Origin of the sequence: Micromonospora matsumotoense (assembly GCF_050951065.1) — a bacterium.
Lineage (GTDB): Bacteria > Actinomycetota > Actinomycetes > Mycobacteriales > Micromonosporaceae > Micromonospora > Micromonospora matsumotoensis.
In genome coordinates this window covers 3,770,001-3,795,010 of the sequence record NZ_CP192025.1, presented here as the reverse complement: position 1 = coordinate 3,795,010, position 25,010 = coordinate 3,770,001, and the positions used below count along the sequence as shown (strand labels likewise).

The following is a 25,010-nucleotide window of genomic DNA, read 5'->3' as shown; positions in this document are numbered from 1 at the left end:
ATCACGGCGATCCGAGGAGCGCCGGGAAGTCTGGTCGGCACCGCGCTGGTCCGTGCCCCCGGAAGGTCTCGCCGTGCTGCTGCTCTGCTTCGCCGCCGTCCTGCTCGCCGCGGTGTTGGTGTCCGCGCTGGCCCACCGGACGATCCTGTCTACCGCGGCGCTGTTCCTGGTCGCCGGGTTCCTGCTCGGTGCGGACACCGGCGGTGTCCTGCACCTGCGGGCCGACTCGCCGATCGTGGCGCAACTGGCCGAGCTGGCGCTGTTCGCGGTGCTGTTCACCGACGGGATGCGGGTCGGCTGGGCCGACCTGCGCGCGGCGTGGCGGCTGCCGGGCCGGGCGCTGGGCTGGGGCCTGCCACTGACCCTGCTGGTGACGGCGGTGCTGGCGCACTACGTGGCCGGGCTGGACTGGCCGGAGGCGTTGCTGATCGGTGCGATCCTGGCGCCCACCGACCCGGTGTTCGCCGCCGCGCTGGTCGGCAACGACAAGGTCCCGGCCCGGCTGCGGCACCTGCTCAACGTCGAGTCCGGCGTCAACGACGGCTTGGCGCTGCCGTTCGTGGTGGTGCTGCTCGCGGTCGCGGCCGGCTCCGACGACCTGCACCTGGGGGAGTTGGGCACCGAGTTGGCGGTGGGGCTGCTGATCGGCGTGCTGGTGCCGCTGGCGGCGATCGCGTTGGAGCGGACCCGGTGGTTCGCCGCGTCGGCGGCGTACGCGCCGCTCAACGGGGTCGCCATCGGTCTGCTCGTACTGGCGCTGGGCAAGGTCACGCACGGCAACCTGTTCCTGGCCGCGTTCGCCGCCGGGATCACCGTGGCCACGTTCGGCCCCCGGGAACGGGCCGCGTTCGAACACCTCGGGGAAAATATCGCCGAGCTGCTGAAACTGGCCGCGCTGCTGGTGTTCGGCGCGTTGATCTCGGTGGAGTTCCTCGGCGAGATCTCCTGGGCCGGCTGGGTCTTCGCGGTGCTGGCGATCGTGGTGGCCCGTCCGCTCGCGTTGTGGATCTCCTTCCTGCGCTCCGGGCTGAGCCTGCGCGAACAGGCCGCCGCGATGTGGTTCGGACCCAAGGGGTTCGCCTCGGTCGTCTACGGGCTGCTGGTCCTGGAGTCCGGCATCGCCGCCGGTGACAAGGTGTTCCACCTGGTCGCGCTGACCATCGTCACTTCGATCCTGGCGCACTCCTCCACCGACGTGGTGGTGGCGCGCGCCTTCGACGATGCCCGGGAGGCACCGGCGTGGCACGGGGTGCTGCACCAGCTGCGCCGGACCGGTCGCTCCCCGGTCGCCACCCGGTCGGGGTCCGCCGACGGGGCCCGCCGGCCGGGCGGCGCGGATCGCCGGGCCGGCGACGGGGTCGACCGGCCCGGCGGCACCGACGACGGTCAGGCCAGCACGAAGTAGCGCAGCCACAGGTACGGCATGGCCAGCCCCACCATGACCAGGGTCACCACCAGCCCGTACCGGGTGAACTGCCAGAAGGTGATCCGCTGCCCGGCGCGTTCGGCCAGCCCCAGCACCACGACGTTGGCGGACGCGCCGACGGCGGTGGCGTTGCCACCCAGGTCGGCGCCGAGGGCCAGGGCCCACCAGAGCACCCGGGACTGGGCGGTGTCGCCGTCGGCGTTGACCAGGTCGGCGACGACCGGACTCATGGTGGCCACATACGGGATGTTGTCCACGATCGCCGACAGCGCGGCCGACCCCCACAGCAGCACCATCGTGGCGGGCAGTAGCCGGTCGGCGGTGGCGTCGATCGCGGCCCGGGAGATCTGCTCCACCACCCCCGTGTTGACCAGCGCGCCGACCATGATGAACAGGCCGGCGAAGAAGACCAGGGTGGGCCACTCGACGTCCCGGCTGACCTCCCCGGCGTCCAGCCGGGACAGCGCGAGCAGCAGCAGCCCGCCGAGCAGGGCGACCACCGCCGGTTCGAGGTGCAGGGTGGTGTGCAGGACGAACGCGGCGGTCACCACGCCGAGCACCAACAGCCCGAGGACGAGCAGTCGAGGGTCGCGGACCGCGTCCTTCTCCCGCAACGCGGCGATCTGCGCGGCGCGGGTGGGGTCGTAGCGGAACGACCGCCGGAACAGCACCCGGCACAGGCCCAGGAAGACCACCAGCAGCAGCACCACCAGCGGGGCGAGGTGGATCAGGAAGTCGTTGTAGCTCAGCCCGCCCCGGCTGCCGATGATGATGTTCGGCGGGTCACCGACCAGGGTGGCGGTGCCGCCGATGTTCGACGCCATCGCCTCGGCGATGAGGAACGGCACCGCCGGCACGTCCAGGCGTTCGCACACCAGGAAGGTCACCGGGGCGATGAGCAGCACGGTGGTGACGTTGTCCAGGGCCGCCGAGGCGACGGCGGTGATCAGCACCAGGATCACCATCACTCGGAACGGTCGCCCCTGGGCGCGCTTGGCCGCCCACACGGCGACGTACTCGAAAGCGCCGGTGCGTTTGAGCACCGCGACGATGAGCATCATGCCGACGAGCAGGAAGATGACGTTCCAGTCGATGCCGGACTGCTCGGAGAAGAAGGCGTGCTCGGTGTCGGTGGCCCCGATCAGGAACATCACCGCCGCGCCGCCGAGCGCGGCGGCCACCCGGTGGATCTTCTCGGTGGCGATCAGCACGTACGCGACGGTGAAGACGGCCACCGCCGTCCAGGCCAGGCCGCTCACGCCGTGCCTAGCATCCGGTCGAGCAGGGCGTCCAGGGTGATGCCGCCCGTCATCGCCGCACCCCGGGGGGCGACCGCGACAAGTGGGCTGCGTTTCTGGGCCATCACCGCAGCAACCTCCAGGACGGTGGCCTGCGGGTCGACCACAGGCGGTTCGAGCCGCTCACGAGGCAGCAGGTCGGCCACGGTACGACCCTCGGCCCCCCGCAGGAACACGTCCGCCGACGGCTCGTCGATCATCCGGGCCAGCGTCGGATCCTCCCGGCAGTAGCCGGGGATGACCAGGCGCAGCACCTGGGTGCCCGGCAGCACCGCGACGGGCCGACCGGCGGCGTCGACGACGATCAGCCCGGGCAGGTTGTGCCCGGCGAGCAGCCGGGCAGCCTCCAGCACCGGGGCTTCGACGGCGATCGTGGGGAATGGCACCGCCAGGTCCTTGGCGCGCACGGTGACTCCTCGAAGGTGTTTCGGGCACGGGCTACCGCACGCCGACCAGTCTTCCCGGCACACCTGCCGTCACCCTAGTACGAGATGCGCCGGTGGACAGGAGCCGGCACCTCGCCCGAAGGCCGAAGGCCGAAGCCAGCTTTCTTCCGGCACCGCTCGTCGCCCCGCCGGCCGGCTGTCGCACGCCCCGGTCGGCGGGAGATGGCACGACCGCCGACCGGGATGCCACTCAGACCGGGTAGACGCGCGTCGCGGCGACCTGGACGGTCGCCCAGACCTGCTGCCCGGGGAGCAGCCGCAGCCCGGCGGCGACGGCCGGGGTGACGTCGGCGACGGTGCTGACCGGCCCGGTGAGCTGCACCCGCAGGTGGTCCCCGTGCCGGTGCACCCCGGCGACGGTGGCCGGCCAGGTGTGCGGGGCGTCGCCGTCGGACCGCTCCGGGTGAAGGGTGACGGCGGTGGGCGGGAAGACCACGAAGGCGTCGCCGTCGAGCCGGTCGGTGGTCGGCACGGCGCACCCGTCGGCGAGGTGGACGAGCCGGCCCTCGGCCCGGCCCCGGTGCAGGTTGAGCCCGACCAGCCGGGCCACGTAGTCGGTGCGCGGCCGGGTGGTGACCGTGCCGGCGTCGCCCTCCTGGACCACCCGACCGTCCTCGACGATGACCAGCCGGTCGGCCAGCGCCAGCGCGTCCAGTGGATCGTGGGTGACCAGCACGGCTGCCCCGGCGTGGTCGGTGAGGTGGCGGTGCAGGTGGGCCCGGGTGTCCAGTCGGGTGCGCGCGTCGAGCGCGGCCAGCGGCTCGTCGAGCAGCAGCAGGGTCGGTTGCACGGCGAGCGCCCGGGCCAGGGCGACCCGCTGGGCCTGCCCGCCGGAGAGTTGCCGGGGTCGACGCCCGGCGTGCGCGGTCAGGCCGACCCGGCCCAGCCAGTCGGTGGCCCGCTCCCGGGCGGCCCGCCGGGGCAGCCCCTGCCGGCGTGGGCCGAAGGCGACGTTGTCCCGGGCGGTCAGGTGCGGGAAGAGCAGGTAGTCCTGGAACACCACGCCGACCGGTCGTCGCTCGGGCCGCACGAACGACCGCGCGGCCGGGCGGTCCAGTTCCACCCCGTCCAGGCGCAGCCACCCGGCGGTGAGCGGGTGCAGCCCGGCGAGGGTACGCAGCGCGGTGGTCTTGCCGGCGCCGTTCGGGCCGAGCAGCGCGACCACCTCACCGGCGGCGACACGTAGCCGGACGTCCAGCCGGAAGCCGGCCCGGTCGACGACCAGGTGCCCGTCCAGCAGCGGGCCGGTCACGGGCCGGTGATCCAGCGGTCGCGCAGCCCGGCGAGGATCAGCACCGAGACGGTCAGCAGCACCAGGCTGAGCACGACGGCGGCCTCCACATCGGTCTCCAGGGCCAGGTAGACCGCGAGCGGCATGGTCTGGGTGCGGCCCGGATAGTTGCCGGCGAAGGTGATGGTCGCGCCGAACTCGCCGAGCGCGCGGGCCCAGCACAGCACCGCACCGGCGGCGACGCCCGGGGCGACCAGCGGGAGGGTGATCCGGGTGAAGGTGGTCCACCGGCCCGCGCCGAGGGTCGCGGCGGCCTCCTCGTAGCGGTGGTCGGCGCCGCGCAGCGCCCCCTCCACCGCGATGATCAGGAACGGCATCGCCACGAACGCCTCGGCGAGCACCACACCGGTGGTGGTGAACGGCAGGGTGACGCCGAAGGTGGCGTCGAGCCAGCCGCCGACCGGTCCGCGCCGGCCGAAGACCAGCAGCAGGGCCACCCCGCCGACCACCGGCGGCAGCACCAGCGGCACGGTGACCAGCGCCCGGACCCACCGCCGCCCGGGGAACTCGACCCGGGCCAGCAACCAGGCCAGGGGTACGCCCAGCGCGAGGCAGAGCAGCGTGGCGAGGGTGGCGCACTGGACGGACAACCGCAGCGCGGTGAGCACGCCGGGCGCGGCGAGACGTGGCGCCAGCGACGTCCACGGCGTCCGCAGCAGCAGGCCGCCCAGCGGCAGCACCAGGAACAGCACCCCGAGCGCGGCCGGTACGAGCAGCGCGACCGGCACCCGTTGACCGGTGCCGCGTCGGCGGGCGGGGGCGGTCACGGCCCCGACGGGGGCTGGAACCCGGCGTCGGTGAGGACCGTCCGGCCGGCCGCGGAACGGACCAGCGCGACGAAGGCACGGGCGGCCGTCGGGTTCGGCGCGTCGGCCAGCACCACGATCGGGTAGTCGTTGACGGTCCGCGTGGCCTCCGGGAAATCGATACCGTCGATCTCCCGGTCGGCCGCGCGGGTGTCGGTGCGGTAGACCAGGGCGGCGTCGACCTCGCCGAGCTTCACCTTGGCCAGCGCGCCCTTGACGTCCTGTTCGAGGGTGACCGGGGTGACCCGGACGCCGGCCGCGTCCAGGGCGGTGGTCGCCGCCGCCCCGCACGGCACCTGGGTGGCGCAGAGGGCGACCTTCAGCCCGGGCCGGGCGAGGTCGGCCAGTCCGGCGAGCCGCTGCGGATTGCCCTCGGGTACGGCGATGACCAGCTGGTTGCGGGCGAAGACGGTGGGGGTGCCGGCGGCGTGACCGGCGTCGGTGACGGTGGCCATGTTCCTCGGGGCGGCGGAGGCGAAGACGTCGGCGGGCGCACCCTGGGTGATCTGGGTGGCCAGCGCGGAGCTGCCGGCGAAGTTGAAGGTGACCGTGCTGCCCGGGTGGTCCGCCTCGAACCGTCGGCCGAGGGCGGTGAACGACTCGGTCAGCGACGCGGCGGCGAAGACGGTCACCGTGCCGGTCGGGCCGCCGTCGTCAGCCGGACCGGTGCGGTCGACCCCACATCCGGCCAAGGCGAGGGCGGCCGTGGCGAGCAGGCCGACGACGGTGCGGACCCGTCGGCCGGCCGCGCCGCCGCCGAGCCGGTGCAAGCGGCCGGCCGGGCCGGCCCCGGCAGCCCCGGCGGTGGGGCTGGTGTCGGTGGGGCTGGTGTCGGCGGGGGTGCTGTCGGTGGGGCCGGCGGTGGCGTGGCGGGGGAGGGAGGCCGGGCCGGCGGCGGGGTGGGTCACTGCGGGATCCTTCCCCTGGCCGGGCCGGTGGGCGCAGGTCGCTCCACCACGACGGTGGTCGACTTGATCACCGCGACGGCCACCGAGCCGACCTGGAGTCCCAACTCGTCGACCGCCTCGCGGCTCATCAGCGAGACGATCCGGAACGGCCCGGCCTGGATGTCGACCTGGGCCATCACGGTGTCCCGGACGACGGCGGTGACGATCCCGCGCAGCCGGTTGCGGGCCGAGGAGAACTCGGCCCCCTCGTCAGGGCCGACGGACTGGGCGCGGACGAAGGCGGCCAGTTCCACGCCGTCGACGAGCCGGTGCCCGTGGGCGTCCCGGTGGGCGGGCAGCCGGCCGGCGTCGACCCAGCGTCGCACGGTGTCGGCGCTGACGCCGAGCAGCTCGGCGGCCTCACTGATCCGGAACACGCTCACCCGGTCACCCTAACCACTCGCAGTTGCCGGTGGAAGGCGGGTGGGTCACTTGCGGAAGCAAGGGTCGAAGCCGTTGGTTGGTCGCATGTGCGGCTACCTGGCGGCTCGCCGCACCGGGCCGGGCGAGGTCGCGCGAACGAGACGATCGGAGATCACCGAGCCGGATCGTGGGCCCGCCGCAGCTCGGGGCAGGCACATCGCGGGCTCCCGGGCGGGGCCGAGACGCCGACGGCCGGCCGTCGCGGGTGCGACGGCCGGCCGCTGCCGGCAGGGGTGGGTCAGCTCAGGGTGAGCGCGGTGTCGTCCACCACGAAGGACGTCTGCAGGCTGCTGTCCTCGACTCCGCTGAACGAGATGGTGGCGGTGGTGCCGGCCAGCGCGGAGACGTCAAAGCTGCGCTGCACGTACCCGCTCGCCGCGTTGACGTTGGAGTACGTCGCCAGGGTGGTGCTGCCGGCCTTGACGGTCAGCTTGTCGTACGCCGTGCTGCCCGACTCGGCCGTGTCGATGTGCAGCCAGAAGGAGAGGGTGGCCCGGCAACCGGCGGGGATGCTCACCGACTGGGTGACGGTGTCGGTGTGGGTCGAGCCGTACCCGTCCAGCCACGCCTTGTACGAGCCACCGTGCGCGGCCTGGCTGGCCGAGCTGGTGATGACGCCCGAGGAGGCGGTCCAGCCGGTGGTGCCGGACTCGAAGCCGGAGTTGGTCAGCTTCTGCCCCGAGCAGCCGCCCGGGGTCGGCGTCGGGGTCGAGGTGGCGGTCGGGGTGGGGGTCGGGGTGCCGGTGGTGCAGGTCGGGTCGGCGGACTGCGCGGGCAGGCTCACCGCGTCCCAGGCGGCCTTGACCGTGTTGAACTCGGTGCAGCTGCCCGGGTAGAGGGCCTTGGCGGCCTGCAGCGTCCAGGTGCGGTACTTCAGGTACGACGAGCTGGTCGTCTTGAGCAGCATCGCGTTGTACATGATCTTGATGGCCTTCTGGATGCCCAGGCCGGTCACCGTGCTGCTGTTGCAGGTCGGGCTGGTCGGCTGGCCGTTGGTCGGGTTGCTGCCCATGGCCAGCAGGTAGAACCAGTGGTTGCCGGGGCCGGCTGCCGCGTGCACCTCCTGGCTCGGGATGCTGCTGGAGTAGCAGTTGGCGTCGCCGAGCGCGGACGGGTTGTACATGTTGCGGATCGGGCCGCTGCCGACCAGGTTGATCTTCTCGCCGACCAGGAAGTCCGGCGCGTCGTAGCTGGCCGGCTCGTTGGCGAACCACTCGGTGGCCGCGCCGAAGGTGTCGGCGACGAACTCCTGGGTGTTACCCCGGGAGATGCCGCCGGGGGTGGTGTCGTCGATGCCGTGGCCGATCTCGTGCGCCACCACGTCGAGCGAGCCGATCCACTGCCCGGCGGTGTTCTTGCCGATCTGCACCTGGCTGCCGTCGTAGTAGGCGTTCTGGTCGTTGAGGCCGACCCGGATCGGCCACGCGCCGCCGCTGCCGTTCGCGCCGTTGCGGCCCAGCCACTGCGACAGCATCTTGTGCTCGGTCTGCGCCGAGAACAGCGCGTCGACGCAGCCGGTCTCCTTGCTGGTGCCGGTGCCGTTGCCCCAGACGTCGTCCGGACCGGAGAACGTGGTGTTGTTCGCGGCGTCCTGGCAGCTCTGGTTGGTGACGGTCGGGTCCTTGAGCGAGTAGGTGCTGCCCGACTGGGTGGTGTTCAGGGTGACCGGGCCGTTCCACGCCCCGGTGCCGGTGCCCCGGACGACGTGCTCCTGGGTGCCCAGCACCGCGCCGGTGACGGCGTCCACGTCGACGGTCAGTCGGCTGGGACCGTCGCTGCCGGTGCCGGTGACGGTGGTCTCCCAGGCCAGCGCGGGCCGGGCGCCGAGGGTGTGCACGACCAGCGTGGTGCCTTTGACGCCGGTGACCTTCCGCAGTTGGGCGCGGGCGGTCCGCTCGGCCGTGGCGGCGGTGAGCTTCGGGGTGGTGGACAGCTCGCCGATGCTCTGCTGCTGGGCGACGGAGGCGTAGGTGACCTCGCCGGTCGACGTGGTCGCCAGGACGAAGTCGCCGCCGACGACGGCCAGGCCCTTGTAGGTGCGTTCGTACGGTACGTACTGGATGCCCTCGGAGGAGATGACCGGGCGCTGCACGAACGCGTCGTTGGCGCTGGCGTGCAGGTAACCGGGTCGGCTGGCGACCAGCGAGCTGGCCGCGCCGACGGCGGCGGCGCGGGCCTGGGCCGGGTTCGGGACGGGGTGTGCCGGCGCGGCCTGTACCGCTGCGGTGGTGCCCGCGGCGATCAGGCCGGCCGCGACTGCGCCGGAGAGCGCGACGAGGCGGGGTGAGAGCTTCAAGGGGGGTGCTCCTGTTCTCGGGCGGCGCGGTGAGGCCCGGTGGGGTCGCGCGCCGATGCTGCGCTGAGGCATGGCGGCGACGGGCGGTCTCCGGGCTGCCGGCGGGCCCGGTGGGGGTGACTGTCCGTCGCGTCGCCGGGGGTTGGCGACTGCTGGGGGCACGATCACACGGGCACGCACCCATATCAATGGGTTGACCCGGGCAACCATCTGTCAGAGATGCCGAAACCTCTGTTTCCCATCGATGAACGACGGTCGCACACCCCGCTCTGAACAGGTGATCCCTACGGGATCCTCTCCGGTCGGCCGTCCCAGTTGATCGTTTTCGCCGGAACGCGCGGCCGATGCGCATACACCCGGTCGACCAGCAGTACGACAACGTCGTCATGTCCGTCGTGCTCGGCCTGGCGGGCACGAGTCGGATGGCGCCGATCGCCTACCATGCGGCTGTGCCGGACATCGACGGAACCCTCACCGCCGCCCAGGTCTGGCGGGGACAGGGCGCCTGGTCGCAGGCCGCCCATCGGGCGAAGCGACGGATCACCCGGGGGCGACGGCTGGTCGCCGTGTTCACCGCCACCGCCGCCGTCGCCAGCACCGCCTCGGCCCGACTGGCCGAGCCCGCGCCCACCGCCGGCCGGCTGCTGGCGCTCGTCGCCGCCGCGTCGCTCCTGCTGGTGCCGGTGGCCGGCCGCGCGGCGTCCCGGGACGCGGTGGCCGCCTGGACCCGGTTCCGCGCGATCTCCGAGGCGCTGAAGGCGGAACTGCACCGCTACCTCGCCCGCGTCACCCCGTACGCCGATGCCGATGCCGACGCCGTCCTGCTGCGTCGCTACGACCTGCTCCTGGCCGACGGCGGCGACCTGGTCGGGCCCACCCTCGACGTGGCGTCGGTGGACCGTCCGCTGCCGCCCGTGTCCGACGTGCCGAGCTACCTCGTCGAGCGGGTGCAGCGGCAGGTCGACGGCTACTACCTGCCGGCCGCGCGGCGGGCCGGCCGGGCCGCCACCCGGATCGGCCGGGCCGCGACCGCGCTGACCGTCCTGGCCGCCCTGCTCTCCGCCGCCGCCGGGGTGCTCGGCGACGGGTGGGGCCTGACCGCCTGGGTGGGGGTGGTCGCGGTGGTCACCACCGCTTTGGTCGGTTACGGCGCGGTCCAGCGTTACGAGCAGCAGCACCTGGAGTACGCCCGGACGGCCGATCAGCTGACCCGGTTGCGGATGACCCGGGCGGCCGGGCTGGGCTGGGCCGACGACGACGCGCTCGTGGCCGAGGCTGAACGGATCATCGCCCAGTCCAACGCGGCCTGGATGGCCAAGATGATCGAGGAAGATGGCGCTGCGCAGCAGTGACATGACGCGCTGTGGCGGTTAGCATCATCGATATCCGTGGTTGCCCGTCGACGTGCACGGACGCCCGTCCACTCCCGACACAGAATGGGGCCCGACGTGGACCGCACCCAACGCCTGTCCGATCCGTTCCCGGCACCGATGAGCGACGTGCGGCGCACGCCACTCGGTCAGATCCCGGTCGACCGGGCCGACGCCGTGGCCCGCATCGACGACCGTCGGGCGGCACACCCGACCCGGGTCGAGGTCGCGTCCTTCGGCTCGACAGTCTGACCTGGTCGACGCCCCCCGTGCCCCCGGTCGCCCCGCTCAGTCAGTACGTCCTCAAGCTGACCAGCCGGTGCGATCTGTCCTGTGACCACTGCTACGTGTACGAACACCCCGACCAGTCGTGGCGTCGTCAGCCCCGGTTGATGACGCCCGACACGGTCGAGGCCACCGCGCGGCGGATCGCCGAGCACGCCGCCACCCACCGGCTCGACACCGTCCGGGTGGTCCTGCACGGCGGCGAACCGCTGCTCGCCGGCGCGGCCCGGCTCGCCGCCACCGCCGACACCCTGCGTCGGGCCGTCGCGCCGGTCGCCCGACTCGACCTGCGGATGCAGTCCAACGGCGTGCTGCTCAGCCCCGAGATCGCCGACGTCCTCGTCGCCCACGACATCAGGGTGGGCATCTCGCTCGACGGCGACCGGTCGGCCAACGACCGGCACCGTCGGTACGCCAGCGGCGCGAGCAGCCACGACCAGGTGCGGCGCGCGCTGGCCCTGCTGCGTCGACCCGAATACCGCAGCGCCTACGCCGGACTGCTGTGCACCGTCGACCTGGCCAACGACCCGATCCGGGTCTACCAGGCGCTGCTCGCCGAGGAACCGCCCCGGATCGACTTCCTGCTGCCGCACGCCAACTGGGACCGGCCGCCCGCCCGCCCCGACGGGGTCGCCACCCCGTACGCGGACTGGCTGTTGACGATCCACCGGCGTTGGCTGGCCGACGGGCGGCCGGTGCCGATCCGGCTGCTGGAGTCCCTGCTGGCCACCGCTGCCGGCGGCAGCACCGGCACCGAGGCGGTCGGGCTCGCCCCGGCCGACCTGGTCGTGGTGGAGACCGACGGCACCTTCGAACAGGTCGACTCGCTCAAGTCCGCCTTCCACGGGGCCGCCGCCACCGGCCTGGACGTGTTCCGCCACCCCGTCGACGAGGCGGCGGCCCATCCCGGCATCGCGGTCCGGCAGTCCGGTCTGGCCGGCCTCTGCGCGACCTGCCGGTCCTGCCCGTTGGTGCGTCGGTGCGGCGGTGGGCTCTTCGCCCACCGCTACCGCTCGGGCAGTGGCTTCGACAACCCGTCGGCCTACTGCGCCGACCTGGCCGCGTTGGTCCGCGCGACGGCAGCGCCCGCCGGCCCGGCGCCGGCCCCCTCGGCCGACTCGCTGCCGCCCGCAGTCCTGGACGACCTCGGCTCCGGCCGGGGGAGTGCGGAGTCGGTGGGTCAACTCGCCGCCGTCCACCTCGGCATCGCCCGCGCCCTGACGGTCGCGCTCAGCCCCGCCGCCACCGCCGACCCGGTCGCGGCAGCCGGTTGGCACCTCCTGGTGGACCTGGACGTGTCCGCGCCGGACGCCGTGCACACCGTGCTGAGTCACCCCTTCGTCCGGCGGTGGGCGCAGCGGTGCCGGGCCGGGGAGACCGGTGAGCTGCCGCACCTCGCCGCCGTCGCCGTCGCCGCCGCGGTACGTGCCGGCGTCGACGCCGACCTCGTGCTGCCGGTGCGGTCCGGCGCGGTGCACCTGCCGACGCTCGGCACGATCATCGTCGATGCCGGCGTCGACACCGTGCCCGTCGTCGTCTCCGGCGGAGCGGTCGAGCTGCGGGCCGGCCGGCGTCGGGTCCGGGTCCGACCGGCCCTGGGGCCCAACCCCGACCGGTGGCAGCCCACCCGGGCGGCCCACACCGGCGACGGGGCCGTCCTGCTGGAGGACACCGACCCGTACCGCGACTGCTTCGACCTGCCGGTGGCGGCCCGGCTCACCCCGGCGGTCGCCGACCGGTGGACGGCCCAGGTGCAGCGGGCGGTGCACCGCCTCGACGCCGAGGCCGTCGGCTACGCCGTCGGCGTCCGCGCCCTGCTGCGTGCCGTGGTGCCGCTGCGACCCGACCCGTCCGGCCGGTCCCGCAGCGCCGCCGCCCGGTCCGCGTTCGGGGCGGTCGCCGTCACCCCGGTCGCCGACGACGCCGCGCTGGCGGTGCTGCTCGTCCACGAGGTGCAGCACCTCAAGCTCGACGCGGTCCTCGACGTCTGCGAGCTGTTCGACCCCGCCGACGCCCGGCGGCTGCGGGTGCCCTGGCGCGACGATCCCCGCCCGGTGGAGGGCGCGCTGCACGGCGTCTACGCCCACCTCGGCGTCGCCGACGTGTGGCGGCACCGACCCGGCGTCGAGGCGGCCGCGCACTTCCGGCGCTACCGGGACTGGACCGACGGGGCGGTCGACGCGCTGCTCGACCTGGGCAGCCTCACCGCCGACGGCGAGCGCTTCGTCCGGCGGATGCGCGCCACCCTGGACGACTGGCGGTGAGCGGGCGGTCCGCCCTCGCCGCCGACCTGCGGGCGCTCGGACTGCCGGCCGGCGCGACCGTGCTGGTGCACTGCGCGCTGTCCCGGGTCCGGCCCGTCCCGGGCGGCCCGGCCACCCTCCTCGCGGCGTTGCGCGACGCCCTCGGCGACGACGGCACCGTGGTCGTGCCGACGCAGACCGCCGGCAACTCGGTGACCTCACCGGCGTTCCGGGCCGCCACGGTGGGGCTGACCCCGGCCCGGGCCGCCGCCGTCGAGGCGGCCATCGAGCCGTTCGACCCGGCGCGCAGCCCGGCACAGGGGATGGGGGCGTTCGCCGAACACGTCCGCCGGCAGGCCGACGCCCGACGCAGCGCCCACCCGCAGACCTCGTTCGCCGCCCTCGGCCCGACCGCCGCCACCCTGACCGCGCGGCACGACCTGGACTGCCACCTCGGCGACCGGTCCCCCCTGGGCGCGCTGTACGCCGCCGACGCCCTGGTGCTGCTGCTGGGCGTCGACTGGTCGGTGTGCACCGCGTTCCACCTCGCCGAGTACCGGTGCCGCCGGCCCGCCCCGCGACGGGCGTACCGGTGCTACGTCCGCGACCCGGCGGGCGGGCGGATGCGCCGCGACTTCCAGGCCCCGCACCTGGACGACAGCGACTTCCCGCTGATCGGCGCGGCCGTGGTGGCGCACGGGTCGGTCCGCTCCGGTCCGGTGGGCTCCGCCGGGAGCCACTGTGTCCGGCTGCGGCACGCCGTCGACGTCGCCCGGGGATGGATGGATGAGCACCGACTGGCGTAAAGAAGACAGCGCGGGGTTGGTCGCTGTCGATACTGTGGTCGGCCGGGAGCGGCGACGCCGGGCGGGAGTGGTGGGTGGCGGAGGAACAGTTCTGGGAGGACGAGAGCGCCCCCGTGTTCTTCCTCAGCTATGCCCGCACCCGCAACCGGGTGGCGGCACCCCCACGGGACACCAACCAGAAGGTCTTCCAGCTCTTCGTCGACCTCTCCGACCACGTCGTCGAGCTGCTCGGCCTGGGCCCGGGACGGACGGCGGGCTTCATGGACCGGATGCTCGACGGAGGGCAGTTGTGGACCGACGATCTCGCCTTCGCCGCCGGCCACTGCCAGGTCTTCATTCCGCTGATCTCACCGCAGTATCTGCGCAGCCAGTGGTGTGCCCGGGAGTGGGACGCCTTCACCCGGCGGCGGGCGGTACCCCGCCCGGACGCCGAACCGTCGGTGGGGGAGACCTCGGTGATCCCGGTCAACTGGTCGGTGGTGGATCGCCGGCAGGTGCCCGACGTCGTGTCGCGGCGGCAGATGTTCGCCCCCACCCGGTTACCCTCGGACATCGCGCCGCAGTACCACGACGAGGGCATCTACGGCCTACTCAGCCTCGGTCGCAACGGCAAGGACGCCTACGACGCGGTGGTCTGGCGACTGGCCCAGCGGATCGCCCGGGCGTACCGCACGCACTGGGTCGAGGCGGCCGTGCCGACCGACCTGCGGCAGCTGCGCGACCGGTTCGAGGAGGACGGGCATGACCTGGTCTGACACCCCCTCCCCGGCGGGAGTCGTCGGTCAGGAGACCTACTTCTTCCTCAGCTACGCGCACTCCGTCCCGCTGTCCGACGCGGCCCGGCCGGACACCGACTACTGGGTCGGCCAGTTCTTCCACGACCTCGCCAGGGCGGTCCGGGATCATCCCCGCCGGGCGGCGGAGATCGAGGTGGGATTCTTCGACGGCCAGGTCAACCTCGGTGCCGACCTGAGACGGACGCTGACCGACGCCTTGAGCCTCGCGCACGTCTTCGTGCCGCTCTACTCACCGAACTACTTCCGCAACGCCTGGGCGCTCGGCGAACGGGAGTCCTTCCGCAGCCGGCTGGCCCGGCTGGCGGTGGGCCGGGCCGAACGCCACGTGCTGCCGGTGCTCTGGATGCCGCTGCCGTCCTGGGAGGACCGCCCCGAGACCGTCCAGGCGCTGGAACTGGTGCGCGACCCCGACGACCGCGCCGACTACGCCGACAACGGGCTACGGGCGTTGTGCAAGCTGAGCGCCTACCGCACGCAGTACCTCAGCCTGCTCGCGGCCCTGGCCGACCGGATCGTCACGGTGACCGAGACCGAACCGCTCGCCCGGTCCCGGGCGGCGGCGCTGACCAGCCGTCCGATACCCGACGGGCCGGGCACCGCGCTGGTGGTCACCACCCTCACCGCCGAGCGGGCGCCCTGGCGGCCCTACGGCGACCAGCACCAGTTGGCGGTCGCCGACTACGTGACCGCGACGGCCGAGCGGCTGGGTCTGCCCACCCGGGTGGTCGAGCTGGCCGAGGCCCGGGACCGGGCCGCCAGCAGCCCCGCGGTGGTGCTGGTGGACGCCGGCGTCGGGGTGGCGGCCGCCCGTGCCGCGCTCGACGGGTTGCCGCAGTGGGTGGTCCCGCTCGTCATCGCCGCCGACCACGCGCGTGGCGAGCCGACACCCGAGGAGATCGCCGGTACCTTGCAGGACGCCCGGTTTCCCCGGGTGCTGCCGGTGCGCACCATCGACGAATTCGAGCGCTGCGCCCCGCTGCTGGTCACCGAGGCGCGTAAACAATTCCTCCGGCACGGTCCGGTCGATCCGCCGGAGGGCCCGCACGATCCGAAGCCGAGCCTGGGATCGGCCGGACCGTTCGACGCACGGCGAGGGAAGGCAGAACGATGACTCCACCCCGCGACGGCCAGGTCGTCACCTTCTACTCGTACAAGGGTGGCACCGGTCGCACCATGGCGTTGGCCAACACCGCCTGGATCCTCGCCGCGAACGGCCATCGGGTGCTCGTCGCCGACTGGGACCTGGAATCCCCCGGTCTGCACCGGTTCTTCGCGCCGTTCCTCGACCCCGAGCAGGTCGCCTCCACCGGCGGGGTGATGGACCTGATCCTGGAGTACGAGTGGGAGAACGCCCGCCGTCGGCAGGCCGGCCGTGACACCCGCCCCGGCGACTGGCACCGCCAGTACGCCCGGGTCCACAAGTACGCCTTCTCGGTAGGCTGGGACTTCCCCGGCGGCGGCACCCTGGACCTGCTGCTCGCCGGCCGGCACAACCCCGACTACGCGACCAGCGTCACCGGGCTGAACTGGGAGAACTTCTACAACCGCCTCGGCGGGGCGCAGTTCTTCGACGCGCTGCGCGCGGACATGAAGCGGCACTACGACTACGCCCTGATCGACAGCCGTACCGGCATCAGCGACGTCGCGGAGATCTGCACCATCCACCTGCCGGACATGCTGGTCGACTGCTTCACCCTCAGCGACCAGGGCATCGACGGCGCCGCCACGGTCGCCGCCCGGGTCCGCGGCTACGAGGGTCGGCGGGCCCGCCGGGTGCTGCCGGTGCCGATGCGCGTCGACGAGGGGGAGAAGACCAAGACCGACGCCGGCCGGGCCCTGGCCATGCAGCGGTTCGTCGGGCTGCCCAGCGGCATGACCGAGCTGGAACGGCAGGACTACTGGCTCTCCGTCGAGGTGCCCTACCGGGCGTACTACGCGTACGAGGAGACCCTGGCGACCTTCGGCGACGTGCCGGGCAGCCGGGGCCTGCTGTCGGCGTACGAGGCGTTGACCCGGCACATCACCGGTGGCGCCGTCGTCGGGCTGCCCCGGATGGACGACGGGCTGCGACGGCAGACGATCCAGCGTTTCGAACGCAAACCGGTGATCGTCGACGAGCTGATCGTGCTGCGGTACGTGCCGGAGGACCAGGCCTGGGCGGAGTGGGTGCAGTCCGCCCTGCACGCCGTCGACCTGCGGGTGCTGGCCACCCCGCTGGGTGCCCCGGCGACGCTGCCGGCCGGCGCGGCCTCCCGCGAGCTGCATCTGGTCTCCCGGTCCTACCTGGCCGCCCGCCGGGCGCTCGGCGGGGCCGTCCGGCAGGCGGGTTCGCCCGCGCTCGCGCTGCACCTGGACGACACCACCCCGTCGGTGGACACCCCACCCGGCAGTTGGGCCAGCGTCTACGAGCGGGGTGCCGCAGCCGCGGCCGAGCAGGTGTGGGAGCTGGTCGGCCGGCCCACCGACGGGCGTGACCGGCCCGTGCCGGCCACCCGGTACCCGGGCGTCGAGCCGCTGGTCTTCTACGCCCCGGCGCGTAACGTCCGGTTCACCGGCCGGGACCAGCTGCTGCTGGCGTTGCGGGAGGAGTTGAAGACGGCGGCGCGGGAGCGGGTCCCGGTGGCGCTGCGGGGCGGTGCGGGCATCGGCAAGACCCAGCTGGCCACCGAGTACGCCTATCGTTTCCACGGCGCGTACGACGTCGTCTGGTGGGTGGATGCGGACCCGGCGCAGTTCATCGACGTCCGCTTCGCCGACCTCGGCCGGCGGCTCGGCCTGCCGGACCTGCAGAACGTGCCGGACAACACCCGGGCGGTGCGGGACTGGCTCAGCCACGTCGGCCGTCGGGGCGTCGACGAACCCCCGCGACGCTGGCTGATCGTCTTCGACAACGTCGACCAGTACGAACAGGTCAAGGACTACCTTCCCCAGGGCGAGGGGCACGTGCTGGTGACCACCCGCAACCCGGACTGGGGTGACCTGGCCCGGGCGGTCGACGTGGACGCCTTCCAGCGGGGTGAGAGCATCACCCACCTGATCGGTCGGACCAGCCGTCGGGGCATGACGGTCGCCGAGGCACAGCAGGTCGCCGAGGCGGTGGAGGACGTGCCGATCCTGGTGGCGCTGGCGGGCGCGTGGCTGGCGGAGAGCCCCGACTCGGTCGCCACCTACCTGGCCGGTCTGGCCCGCACCGGCCCGGACAGCGACGTGTGGGGCCGCTCGCTGGAGGGTCTGCGTGACCAGTCCCCGGGCGCCTACCGGCTGCTGCAGCTCGGCTCGGTGCTGGCCCCCGACATCGCCCTCGAACTGCTCTACGGCGATCAGGTGGCGAAGGTCATCGCCCCGCACGATCCGTTGGTCGCCGCGCAGGTCACCGACCGGGTGTCGGAACGGGACATCGCCGCGGCGCTGGTCCAGCGGATCAACCGGCTCGCGTTGATCAAGGTGGACCTGCACGCCCAGCGGGTCCAGATCCACCGGCTGCTCCAGGCGGCGCTGCGGTCCCGGATGTCCGAGCGGGAGCTGGCCGAGGTCAAGCACGACGTGCACCGGATCCTCGCGGGTTCCCGCCCCTCTGGTGAGGTGGACGACCCGGGCTTCCAGGCCCGCTACCGGCACCTGTGGCCGCACCTGGACGGGTCGGACGCGGTGTCCTGTCACGACGACACCGTCCGGCAGTTGGTCATCGACCGGGTCCGGTACATCTTCCTCAACGGCGGCTTCGAGCAGGGCGCGCAGTACGCCCGGGAGGCGGACGAGACCTGGACGACGATGCTCGACGGTCTCTCCTCGGACCCGGGCGCGCACCGGGCGCTCCGCGTCCAACTGCTCAACCTGCGCTTCAACCGGGCCAACCTGCTGCGCAGCCTCGGCCGGTTCGCGCAGGCCCTGGCGCTCGACGAGGACACCCTGCGTCAGCAGGAGGAGCTGATCGGCGGGAGCCACCCGTACACGCTGATGACCGCCGGGGGGTACGCGGCGGACCTGCGGGCCCTGGGCCGCTACCGGGCGGCGTTGGAGCGCGACCTGCGCACCCACGGGGCGTCGGTGGAGGTGTTCGGCGAGGACCACCGCCGTACCCTCAACGCGGCCAACAACCTGGCCGCCTCCTACCGGCTGGCCGGTGAGTTCGTGCGGGCCCTCGACACGGACGAGTCCACCTACCGTCGGTTGCGGGTGGTTCTCGGCCCCGATCACCCGCGTACCCTGCTCTCGGCCGGCAACTACGCGCGCGACCTGCGGGAGACCGGCGACTACCAGGGCTCGGTGGCCTTGCTGGAGGACGTGATCGAGGGTTACCGCCGGCTCTTCGGTGAGCAGTTCCGCGAGCTGCTGATCAGCCAGACCAACCTCGCCACGTCGCTGCGCAGCACCGGTCGGATCGCCGACGCGGGCCGGCTGCTCGACGACGCCTACACGCGGCTGCGGTCCACCCTGGGGGCGACCAACCCGGACACGCTGCTCAGCCGGTTGAGCCGGACGGCCAACCTGATGCTCGAAGGCCAGGGGGCGCAGGCCCGCGCGGAGTTGGACGAGGTGCAGCAGACGCTCGCCCAGGTGTTCGGGGCGCAGCACCCCTACACCCTGGTGTGCCAGCTCAACCGGGGGGTGGCGCTGTGGGACATCGGTGACCAGGCCGAGGCGTACGCGCTCACGGTGTCCGCGGCGGACGGGCTACGGGAGGTGCTCGGGCCCGAGCACCCGTTCAGCATGGGCGCGGACAACAACGCCGCCGTCTTCGCCATCCTCAGCGGCCAGGACCAGGAGGGGCTCGCCCGGTTGCAGGCGGTGGTGGACCGGTTGACGGCGGTGTTGGGCACCGAGCACCCGGACACCCTGCGCAGCCTGGGCAACCTGGAAACCGCCCGACAGGCGGCGACCGGGGGAGCGGTCAGCATCGGACGGATGCGACTGGCCGACCGGCTCGCCGACCGGATCGGGCAGGAGCACCCGAGCGTGGTGGTGCTCCGCGCCGGACGGTACGTGCGTCGGGTCCTCGACCCGCACCCCTACTGACCGGGCCGGGCGCCGATGAGCACGTCGGCGCCCGTCGGGGCCTGCCCGTCGCCGAGCCAGCGCAGCATGCGCGGGAGCTGCTGCATGGCGTCGAAGTGGGCCGCGCCGGGCTGCACCTCGATCTCGGCCCCGGGGATCCGGGCTGCCAACCAACGGCCGTGGCTGGCCGGGGCGAAGGTGTCGTCCTCACCGTGCCACAGCCGCACCGGGGTGCGCGTGGTGTCGATGGCGTCGAGGTCGAACTTCCAGTCGCGGCGCAACGCCAGCACGTCGTCGATCCAGCCGTACGGGCCGGCCCGCAGCGCCTCCTGGTAGGTGTCGAAGATGATCCCGCGCAGTGCCGCGTCGTTGATCGCCCGGCGGTCCGGTGGACCCATCTGCGTCATCAGTTCCCGCAGCAGGAACCGGGGGTCCTCCGCCGCCCGGGCGGCCCGCTGCCGGATCTCCTCGACCACGATCTCGGTGTCGTGCCGACCGTCGCCGAAGCCGCGCTGGTTGTCGCGGTTCATGCCGTCGAACCAGTCCAGCCCGATGGCCTCCGACGGTGCGAAGCTGACCAGCACCGCCACCCGGCTCACCCGACCGCGCAGACGTTCGTCGGCGGCGCAGGCCAGCGCGTGCGGTCCGCCCCCGGACCGTCCGGCCACCGCGAACCGGTCGAGTCGGAGTTCGTCGGCGATGGTCTCCACGTCCCGCGCGGCGTCGGCCACGTCCCGGCCCTCGAACCGGTCGGAGTCGCCGTAGCCGGGACGGTCGTAGGCGATCAACCGGATGCCCATCCGGTAGAGCACGATCCCCCGGGGTTTCGGCCCCCGCCGGCTGCCGGGGGTGCCGTGCATCAGGAAGACAGGGAACCCGTCGGGAGCACCGGACTCCTCGTACGCCACCCGCTTGTTGTCCGCGCGGTGGGCGTATCGCGGCCCAGGCTCACCTTCTCGGGTCACTGCAGCCTGCCTTCCAGTGCCACTACCAGCCAGTACTCGCCAGTTGCATCGAACGACTACGATGGTTCCGTCGGCCCCGCTCAGCCTTCGAGCCTAACGGTCGGGCCCGCCGCACCGCTATGCCGAGCCCGAACAACGGGCCGGATCTGTCGGAAACGACACCTGTCGGCCAGTCCGGCCGGAACTTCCAGACTGGCCGCCGATGGGTCACCCCGGCCGTCGGGCCGGCCCGCCGACCGCGCTCAGCAGGCCAACGGTCGGATGTCCGTCGGGGCGTCGACCAACGCGGCGCGCGGGTCGGCGTAGCGCCAGTCGACCCGGTACTGGGCGCGCAGCCGGGGCCGGGACACCACCCACTCGTACGCGACCCGCCCCTGCCGTTCCCGGCGGTCCGGGTGCACCTCGACGGTGGTCTCGGAGGTGAACGAGGTCTCGCTGCCCCAGACCGTGGGACCGGTCTCGGCCGGAAAGTCGAGCCGGATCACCAGGTTGCGGGTGGGCAACCGGATGTCGCGCTGCAACCAGTCGCCGAACTTCCACGCCGGCACCCGGTACGCGTAGTCGACGACGGTGCGCTGCCCCGGGTAGAGCGGCATCGGGGTGCCCCCACCGTCGAGCAACAGCACGATCTTCAGGAAGGCGTCCCGGCTGCGACTGACCCGCCATCGCATCGGTTCCGCCTGTTCGGCGCCGATGGTGGCCCGGAAACCCACCTCGTCGATGGTGAGCGGGTGGTGGCTGTGGAAGGCGGTGGACCGGGCCGGGTCGTCGGGGAACCGGTCGATGTCGATCTGCACGGTGTGCCGGGTGATCGGCTCGGTGCCCACGCTGTGCAGCACCCGCCGGAACCGGCACTCGTACACCCCGTCGACCAGGGAGAGCGTGGCCTGCTCGTCCTCGATCACCAGGTGCGAACCGGTGGGTGGCGGGACCGCGGTCGGCCCGAGCGGGGAACGGCGGCCCGCCTGACCCCGGGTGTCGGCGAAGGCGACGTACTGCTGCCAGATCCGGTTGCCGCTGTCCAGCACCAGCTCGACCCGGCGGGCGAACTCCTCGGTGGGCTGATGCCGCCCGTTCTCGATGTGACTGACGTACGACGGGTCGAAGCCGGTGCGCTCGGCCAGTTCCTTCTTGGACATTCCCCGCTGGTGACGCCAGTGGGTCAGTTCCCGCAAGAATACCGCCGCCGCATCGTCCTGTGTGGAACTATCCATGCCCCCGTCCTCGGTGTCGGGCCTCAAGTCTGTCCCACCGACGGCATCCGCGCCAGAGGCGTCCGACGACCGACTCCGACGCGGCCGGGCGCGCCACGCCCCGCCGGCGGGCGGGCAGGATGACAGTCATGGATCCCGCCGTACGCCGCTACCTCGCCGACCTGGTCATCACCGCCCGGGAGGTGCTCGGGCCGGAGCTGGTCGGCGTCTACGCCGCCGGCTCGGTGGCGCTGGACGCCTACCAGCCGGGCCGCAGCGACGTCGACGTGGCGCTGGTCTGCCGGGACCCGCTGCCCTGGCGGACCCGGCACGAACTGGTGGCTCGGCTGCGACACGAGGCGCTGCCCTGCCCGGCGCGCGGCCTGGAACTGGTGGCCTACTCGCGGGCGGTGGCCGGCTCGGGCACCCCCGAGCCGGGTTTCGAGGTGGAACTCAACACCGGGGCACGGATGCCGTCGCGGGTCACCCTCACGCCGGCCGAGCGGCCCGCCGCCGACGGCCATTTCTGGTACGGCCTGGACCGCAGCATCCTGCACCAGCGGGGGCACCCGTTGGTCGGGCCGCCCGCCGGCGAGGTCTTCGCCGACCTGGCCCCGGGTGAGCTGCGGGAGCTGTTGGTGGCGGCGCTGCGGTGGTGGCTGGCCCGGCCCGCCCCGCCCGGCAACGGCCCCGCCCCCGGCACCGAGGAGGCGGTCCTGGGCGCCTGCCGCGCCCTGGTTCGGGTCCACGACGGCGACTGGTTGTCGAAGGTCGCCGCCGGTCGCCGGGTGATCGCCCTCGGCCGGGGCCCGGAGCTGGTGCGCCGCTGCGTGCACGCCCGCAGCGGCGGGCCGGCCCCGACCGCCACCGAGGCCCGCGCCTTCCAGCAGCAGATACTGGACGAGATCGTTGCCGGCTGACCGGCCACCGGGGCGGCGGTGAGCCAGTGCGCCGCGGCGTAGCGGCCCCAGCTGTCCTGATCGGCGAGGACCATCTCGGCCACGTCCCGCCCGTGCGCCTGGACCCGGCGGACCAACCCGGGCAGGTCGTCGAAGTCGTCCCGGACGGTGGCGTGACACCCCGCGACGGCGACCGGCGCGGGGTGGCGGTACCCGGCGGCCTCGTCGTGCACGAGACGGACCCGGTCGGCCACGGCGATTTCGACCGCGCGTCGTCGGGCGGCGGCCGTGAACACGGCGTTGATGTCGACGCCGGTGCCCCGGCCCGGAGCACAGCGACTTGCCCCGGGCCGTCCGGCACCCGTCAGGCGTTGGTCGGCACCTTGCCGGCCGGCGGTGCGGTGGTCGCGTCGGCCGGAGGCTCGGCGGCCTGCCGGGCCGGCAGCATCGGATACTCGGCGGTCTCCCCGCCCCCGGCGGCAGCCGCCATCACGGCGGCGGCGGCCAGGTCGGCGACCCGCTTGGCCTCCCGCTGCACCCGGGCCCGCACGTCCTTGGCGTGCCGCTCCACACTCTCGGCAGCCTGCCGGGCCTCGTCCAACCGTCGGCTCTCCGCGGTCAGGTCGCGCCGGACCTCCTCCAACCGCTTCCGGGTACGCACCAGTTCCTGCTCGGTGGTGTCGCCCTCCTGCTGGATCTCGGCCAGCTGCGCGCGGGCGGTCTCCAACTCACCCTGCACCTCGGCGCGGGCCTTCTGCCGCTCCGCGATCTCCCGCTGCACCGTGGCCAACTGCTCCTGGTGGCCGCTGGCCTGCTCGTCGGCCCGCTGGCGGACCTCCGTGGCGTACTGCTGCGCCTCGGCGATCAGCGCGGCGATCTGCTGCTCGGCGGCGCTGTGCTGATTGGTCAGCTCCTGCTCCGCAGCCGCCCGCTGCTCGGCCAACTCCTGCTCGGCGGCGGCGCGTCGCTCGCCGACCTCCCGCTCCACGGTGGCCTGCCACTGGGCCAGCTCCTGCTGGCTCTGGGTCCGGGCCGCCTGGATCTCCTGCTGGATCTGGGTACGGGCGGCCTTGGTCAACGCCTCGGAGGCGGCCCGGGTCTGGGTGATCTGCTTCGCGGTCTGCTCGCTGATCCGCTTCGCCTCCTGCTGGGCCCGCTCGTGGGTGGCTTCCCCCTCGGCCCGTAGCTTCTCGGCCCGCTCCCGGATCTCGGCCAGTTCGGCGTCGGCCGCCGCCCGGCGCTCCTCGTACGTCTTCGCCTGCTCGTCGCGCCGGGCGGACAACTCCTCGTCCAGGTCCCGCAGCGCCTGCGCGGTCCGGTCCCGGGCCTCGGCCAGCGTCTTCTCCGCCTCACCCTGGAGCTGGTTCGCGCGCTGGGCAGCGGAGTCCGTGATCACCGCGGCCTGCTTCTCGGCCAGTGCGAGGATCTGGTCCACCATCGGGCCGAGGTCACGGAAGGACGCCCGGTCCACCTGCGCCGGGCGTTGGCGCAGCTCGGTCAGCTCCGCCTGCAACCGCTGGATGTGCGTGGTCAGCCCCTGGATCTGGCCGGCAGCCTGCGCCCGGTCGGCGGTCAACGTCGACAGGGCGCTGTCCATCTGTTCGACGTACCGGTCCACCTGCCGCTTGTCGTAGCCGCGCAGCGCGAGCTCGAAGCTCGGCCGTGACGTCCCGTCGTCGCGCGACGCGTACGACTCCTCCCCGGTGGACATAGCCAACCTCCGTGCTCCTCGGCGATCCCAGGTCCGCGTGGGCGAATCCGCGGGCCACGATGGGGCGAAACACTACCGGCGACCGGTGTGGCGGGTGACCGGGCCCCGACAGGGTCCACGCATCGATCCGGGCCTTGCCGACGGGCTGCCCCGCCGCAGCGGTGTGCGCCCGTCAGTCCGGTCGCTGACCCCCTCCCGCGGCGTCGACCGTTCCGGCCGGGCTTGGCGGTACCGCCGTGGGCAGGGTGACCGGCTGCGGGGGCGCGGTGGTCGAACGCGCCCCCGCCCGGGCGCGGACTCCCGCGCCGGCCTGCGTTCAGCGGGCCCGGCGACGGCACTGCGCTCAGCGGTCCTGACGACCGCTCTGCACCTCAGGGGTCCTGACCTCAGTGATCCTGGCGACCGCTCTGCGCTCAGCGGTCCTGGCGACGGGCCCTGGCACCCCACTGGGCGACGGTCACCAGTAGGGCACCGAGCCCCAGGGTGAGCGCGCCGATCAGACCGACGGCGGCCGTCGGAGCGCCGGTGACCGGCAGATCCTGACTCGCGGACATGTTTCACCTCCTCACGTATCGGCTCGGATCGGCACGGCCGGGCCGGCGCCGGGATGCGCGATGCGCCCCGGCGAGGACCAGACGCAGCGGTCCACGGTGGGCTGGCGGATCGCCTTGACCAGCGCATGCACCAGGACCACCCGGTACAGCAGATCGGTCAGGATGATCGTCGGCAGGAAGAGCAGCAGCCGGGGACGGCCCAACCGCCAGGCCGCGAGTGCGACCCAGAACGCCTGCCCGGCGAGCATCAGCAGCAGGC

General features: G+C 73.4%; 21 protein-coding genes (1 of these 21 only partly in view). 9 read left to right on the top strand and 12 right to left on the bottom strand.

Annotated features, from left to right (window positions below; all coding sequences use genetic code 11):
- Positions 1 to 52: 52 nt before the first annotated feature.
- A complete protein-coding gene (locus tag ACQP1S_RS16680) occupies positions 53 to 1,405 on the top strand; it encodes a cation:proton antiporter (protein ID WP_432896110.1) in 1,353 nt (450 codons plus the stop codon).
- Here ACQP1S_RS16680 and ACQP1S_RS16675 read toward each other — a convergent pair.
- The 7 genes from ACQP1S_RS16675 to ACQP1S_RS16645 all read right to left on the bottom strand — a co-directional run bounded on the left by ACQP1S_RS16675 (position 1,387) and on the right by ACQP1S_RS16645 (position 8,933).
- On the bottom strand, positions 1,387 to 2,685 hold the full coding sequence (locus tag ACQP1S_RS16675; protein WP_432896107.1) for an SLC13 family permease: 1,299 nt from the start codon (positions 2,683 to 2,685) through the stop codon (positions 1,387 to 1,389). The genes ACQP1S_RS16680 and ACQP1S_RS16675 overlap by 19 nt on opposite strands.
- Complete coding sequence (locus ACQP1S_RS16670; RefSeq protein WP_432896104.1) at positions 2,682 to 3,131, bottom strand: CBS domain-containing protein; 450 nt, start codon at positions 3,129 to 3,131, stop codon at positions 2,682 to 2,684. The genes ACQP1S_RS16675 and ACQP1S_RS16670 overlap by 4 nt, the downstream gene beginning before the upstream one ends.
- Before the next feature lie 229 nt (positions 3,132 to 3,360).
- A complete protein-coding gene (locus ACQP1S_RS16665; RefSeq protein ID WP_432908086.1) occupies positions 3,361 to 4,437 on the bottom strand; it encodes an ABC transporter ATP-binding protein in 1,077 nt (358 codons plus the stop codon).
- A complete protein-coding gene (gene modB, locus ACQP1S_RS16660) occupies positions 4,419 to 5,228 on the bottom strand; it encodes a molybdate ABC transporter permease subunit (protein ID WP_432896101.1) in 810 nt (269 codons plus the stop codon). The genes ACQP1S_RS16665 and modB overlap by 19 nt, the downstream gene beginning before the upstream one ends.
- The gene (modA, locus tag ACQP1S_RS16655; protein ID WP_432908083.1) at positions 5,225 to 5,983 is read right to left on the bottom strand and encodes a molybdate ABC transporter substrate-binding protein; all 759 of its coding nucleotides are present in this window, start codon (positions 5,981 to 5,983) and stop codon (positions 5,225 to 5,227) included. The genes modB and modA overlap by 4 nt, the downstream gene beginning before the upstream one ends.
- Positions 5,984 to 6,171: 188 nt before the next feature.
- Positions 6,172 to 6,597, bottom strand: a complete 426-nt coding sequence (locus ACQP1S_RS16650; protein WP_432896099.1) for a TOBE domain-containing protein — start codon at positions 6,595 to 6,597, stop codon at positions 6,172 to 6,174.
- 278 nt (positions 6,598 to 6,875) lie between these two features.
- Entirely contained in the window at positions 6,876 to 8,933 is a 2,058-nt protein-coding gene (locus tag ACQP1S_RS16645) for a M4 family metallopeptidase (RefSeq protein ID WP_432896096.1), read from the bottom strand.
- Positions 8,934 to 9,277: 344 nt separating this feature from the next.
- Between ACQP1S_RS16645 and ACQP1S_RS16640 the strand changes: the two genes are divergently transcribed.
- The 7 genes from ACQP1S_RS16640 to fxsT all read left to right on the top strand — a co-directional run bounded on the left by ACQP1S_RS16640 (position 9,278) and on the right by fxsT (position 19,450).
- Positions 9,278 to 10,285 (top strand): DUF4231 domain-containing protein, encoded by a 1,008-nt coding sequence (locus tag ACQP1S_RS16640; RefSeq protein ID WP_432896093.1) that lies wholly within the window; start codon positions 9,278 to 9,280, stop codon positions 10,283 to 10,285.
- A 138-nt stretch (positions 10,286 to 10,423) separates the two neighbouring features.
- Complete coding sequence (locus tag ACQP1S_RS16635; protein ID WP_432896090.1) at positions 10,424 to 10,555, top strand: hypothetical protein; 132 nt, start codon at positions 10,424 to 10,426, stop codon at positions 10,553 to 10,555.
- Between the two features lie 17 nt (positions 10,556 to 10,572).
- Positions 10,573 to 12,852, top strand: a complete 2,280-nt coding sequence (locus tag ACQP1S_RS16630) for an FxsB family cyclophane-forming radical SAM/SPASM peptide maturase (protein ID WP_432896087.1) — start codon at positions 10,573 to 10,575, stop codon at positions 12,850 to 12,852.
- A complete protein-coding gene (locus ACQP1S_RS16625; protein WP_432896084.1) occupies positions 12,849 to 13,637 on the top strand; it encodes an aminoglycoside N(3)-acetyltransferase in 789 nt (262 codons plus the stop codon). Before ACQP1S_RS16630 ends, ACQP1S_RS16625 begins: the two co-directional genes overlap by 4 nt.
- A gap of 74 nt (positions 13,638 to 13,711) precedes the next feature.
- Positions 13,712 to 14,392 (top strand): TIR-like protein FxsC, encoded by a 681-nt coding sequence (locus ACQP1S_RS16620; protein ID WP_363668513.1) that lies wholly within the window; start codon positions 13,712 to 13,714, stop codon positions 14,390 to 14,392.
- Positions 14,379 to 15,545 carry a TIR-like protein FxsC gene (locus ACQP1S_RS16615; RefSeq protein ID WP_432896080.1) on the top strand — a complete coding sequence of 389 codons (1,167 nt, stop codon included), beginning with the start codon at positions 14,379 to 14,381 and terminating at the stop codon, positions 15,543 to 15,545. Before ACQP1S_RS16620 ends, ACQP1S_RS16615 begins: the two co-directional genes overlap by 14 nt.
- A complete protein-coding gene (fxsT, locus tag ACQP1S_RS16610; protein WP_432896077.1) occupies positions 15,542 to 19,450 on the top strand; it encodes an FxSxx-COOH system tetratricopeptide repeat protein in 3,909 nt (1,302 codons plus the stop codon). Before ACQP1S_RS16615 ends, fxsT begins: the two co-directional genes overlap by 4 nt.
- Here fxsT and ACQP1S_RS16605 read toward each other — a convergent pair.
- Both ACQP1S_RS16605 and ACQP1S_RS16600 read right to left on the bottom strand, forming a co-directional pair.
- Positions 19,444 to 20,394, bottom strand: coding sequence for an alpha/beta fold hydrolase (locus ACQP1S_RS16605; RefSeq protein WP_357899434.1), 951 nt, complete (start codon positions 20,392 to 20,394; stop codon positions 19,444 to 19,446). The genes fxsT and ACQP1S_RS16605 overlap by 7 nt on opposite strands.
- A gap of 242 nt (positions 20,395 to 20,636) precedes the next feature.
- On the bottom strand, positions 20,637 to 21,608 hold the full coding sequence (locus ACQP1S_RS16600) for a helix-turn-helix domain-containing protein (protein WP_432896074.1): 972 nt from the start codon (positions 21,606 to 21,608) through the stop codon (positions 20,637 to 20,639).
- A 128-nt stretch (positions 21,609 to 21,736) separates the two neighbouring features.
- On the opposite strand from ACQP1S_RS16600, the gene ACQP1S_RS16595 reads away from it, so the two are divergent.
- Complete coding sequence (locus ACQP1S_RS16595; RefSeq protein ID WP_432896071.1) at positions 21,737 to 22,507, top strand: nucleotidyltransferase domain-containing protein; 771 nt, start codon at positions 21,737 to 21,739, stop codon at positions 22,505 to 22,507.
- A 343-nt stretch (positions 22,508 to 22,850) separates the two neighbouring features.
- On the opposite strand, the gene ACQP1S_RS16590 is transcribed toward ACQP1S_RS16595, so the two are convergent.
- From ACQP1S_RS16590 to ACQP1S_RS16580, 3 genes are all read right to left on the bottom strand, one after another.
- Positions 22,851 to 24,197 carry a DivIVA domain-containing protein gene (locus ACQP1S_RS16590; protein WP_432896068.1) on the bottom strand — a complete coding sequence of 449 codons (1,347 nt, stop codon included), beginning with the start codon at positions 24,195 to 24,197 and terminating at the stop codon, positions 22,851 to 22,853.
- A 413-nt stretch (positions 24,198 to 24,610) separates the two neighbouring features.
- Positions 24,611 to 24,751: a hypothetical protein gene (locus ACQP1S_RS16585; RefSeq protein WP_432896065.1), complete on the bottom strand. Its 141-nt coding sequence runs from the start codon at positions 24,749 to 24,751 to the stop codon at positions 24,611 to 24,613.
- Positions 24,752 to 24,762: 11 nt separating this feature from the next.
- Positions 24,763 to 25,010, bottom strand: partial view of a glycosyltransferase gene (locus ACQP1S_RS16580; protein WP_432896063.1) — the end only. The gene runs 982 nt beyond the window's last position; 248 of the gene's 1,230 nt are visible here — the last part of the coding sequence; its start codon lies beyond the right edge, outside the window — the gene reads right to left on this strand; the stop codon is at positions 24,763 to 24,765.

Bases quoted from the DNA above. Each gene is read 5' to 3' on its own strand.
- ACQP1S_RS16640 (WP_432896093.1), top strand. From the start codon at position 9,278: ATGCGCATACACCCGGTCGACCAGCAGTACGACAACGTCGTCATGTCC.
- ACQP1S_RS16585 (WP_432896065.1), bottom strand. From the start codon at position 24,751: ATGTCCGCGAGTCAGGATCTGCCGGTCACCGGCGCTCCGACGGCCGCC.
- ACQP1S_RS16595 (WP_432896071.1), top strand. From the start codon at position 21,737: ATGGATCCCGCCGTACGCCGCTACCTCGCCGACCTGGTCATCACCGCC.
- fxsT (WP_432896077.1), top strand. From the start codon at position 15,542: ATGACTCCACCCCGCGACGGCCAGGTCGTCACCTTCTACTCGTACAAG.
- ACQP1S_RS16635 (WP_432896090.1), top strand. From the start codon at position 10,424: ATGAGCGACGTGCGGCGCACGCCACTCGGTCAGATCCCGGTCGACCGG.
- ACQP1S_RS16590 (WP_432896068.1), bottom strand. From the start codon at position 24,197: ATGTCCACCGGGGAGGAGTCGTACGCGTCGCGCGACGACGGGACGTCA.
- ACQP1S_RS16615 (WP_432896080.1), top strand. From the start codon at position 14,379: ATGACCTGGTCTGACACCCCCTCCCCGGCGGGAGTCGTCGGTCAGGAG.
- ACQP1S_RS16600 (WP_432896074.1), bottom strand. From the start codon at position 21,608: ATGGATAGTTCCACACAGGACGATGCGGCGGCGGTATTCTTGCGGGAA.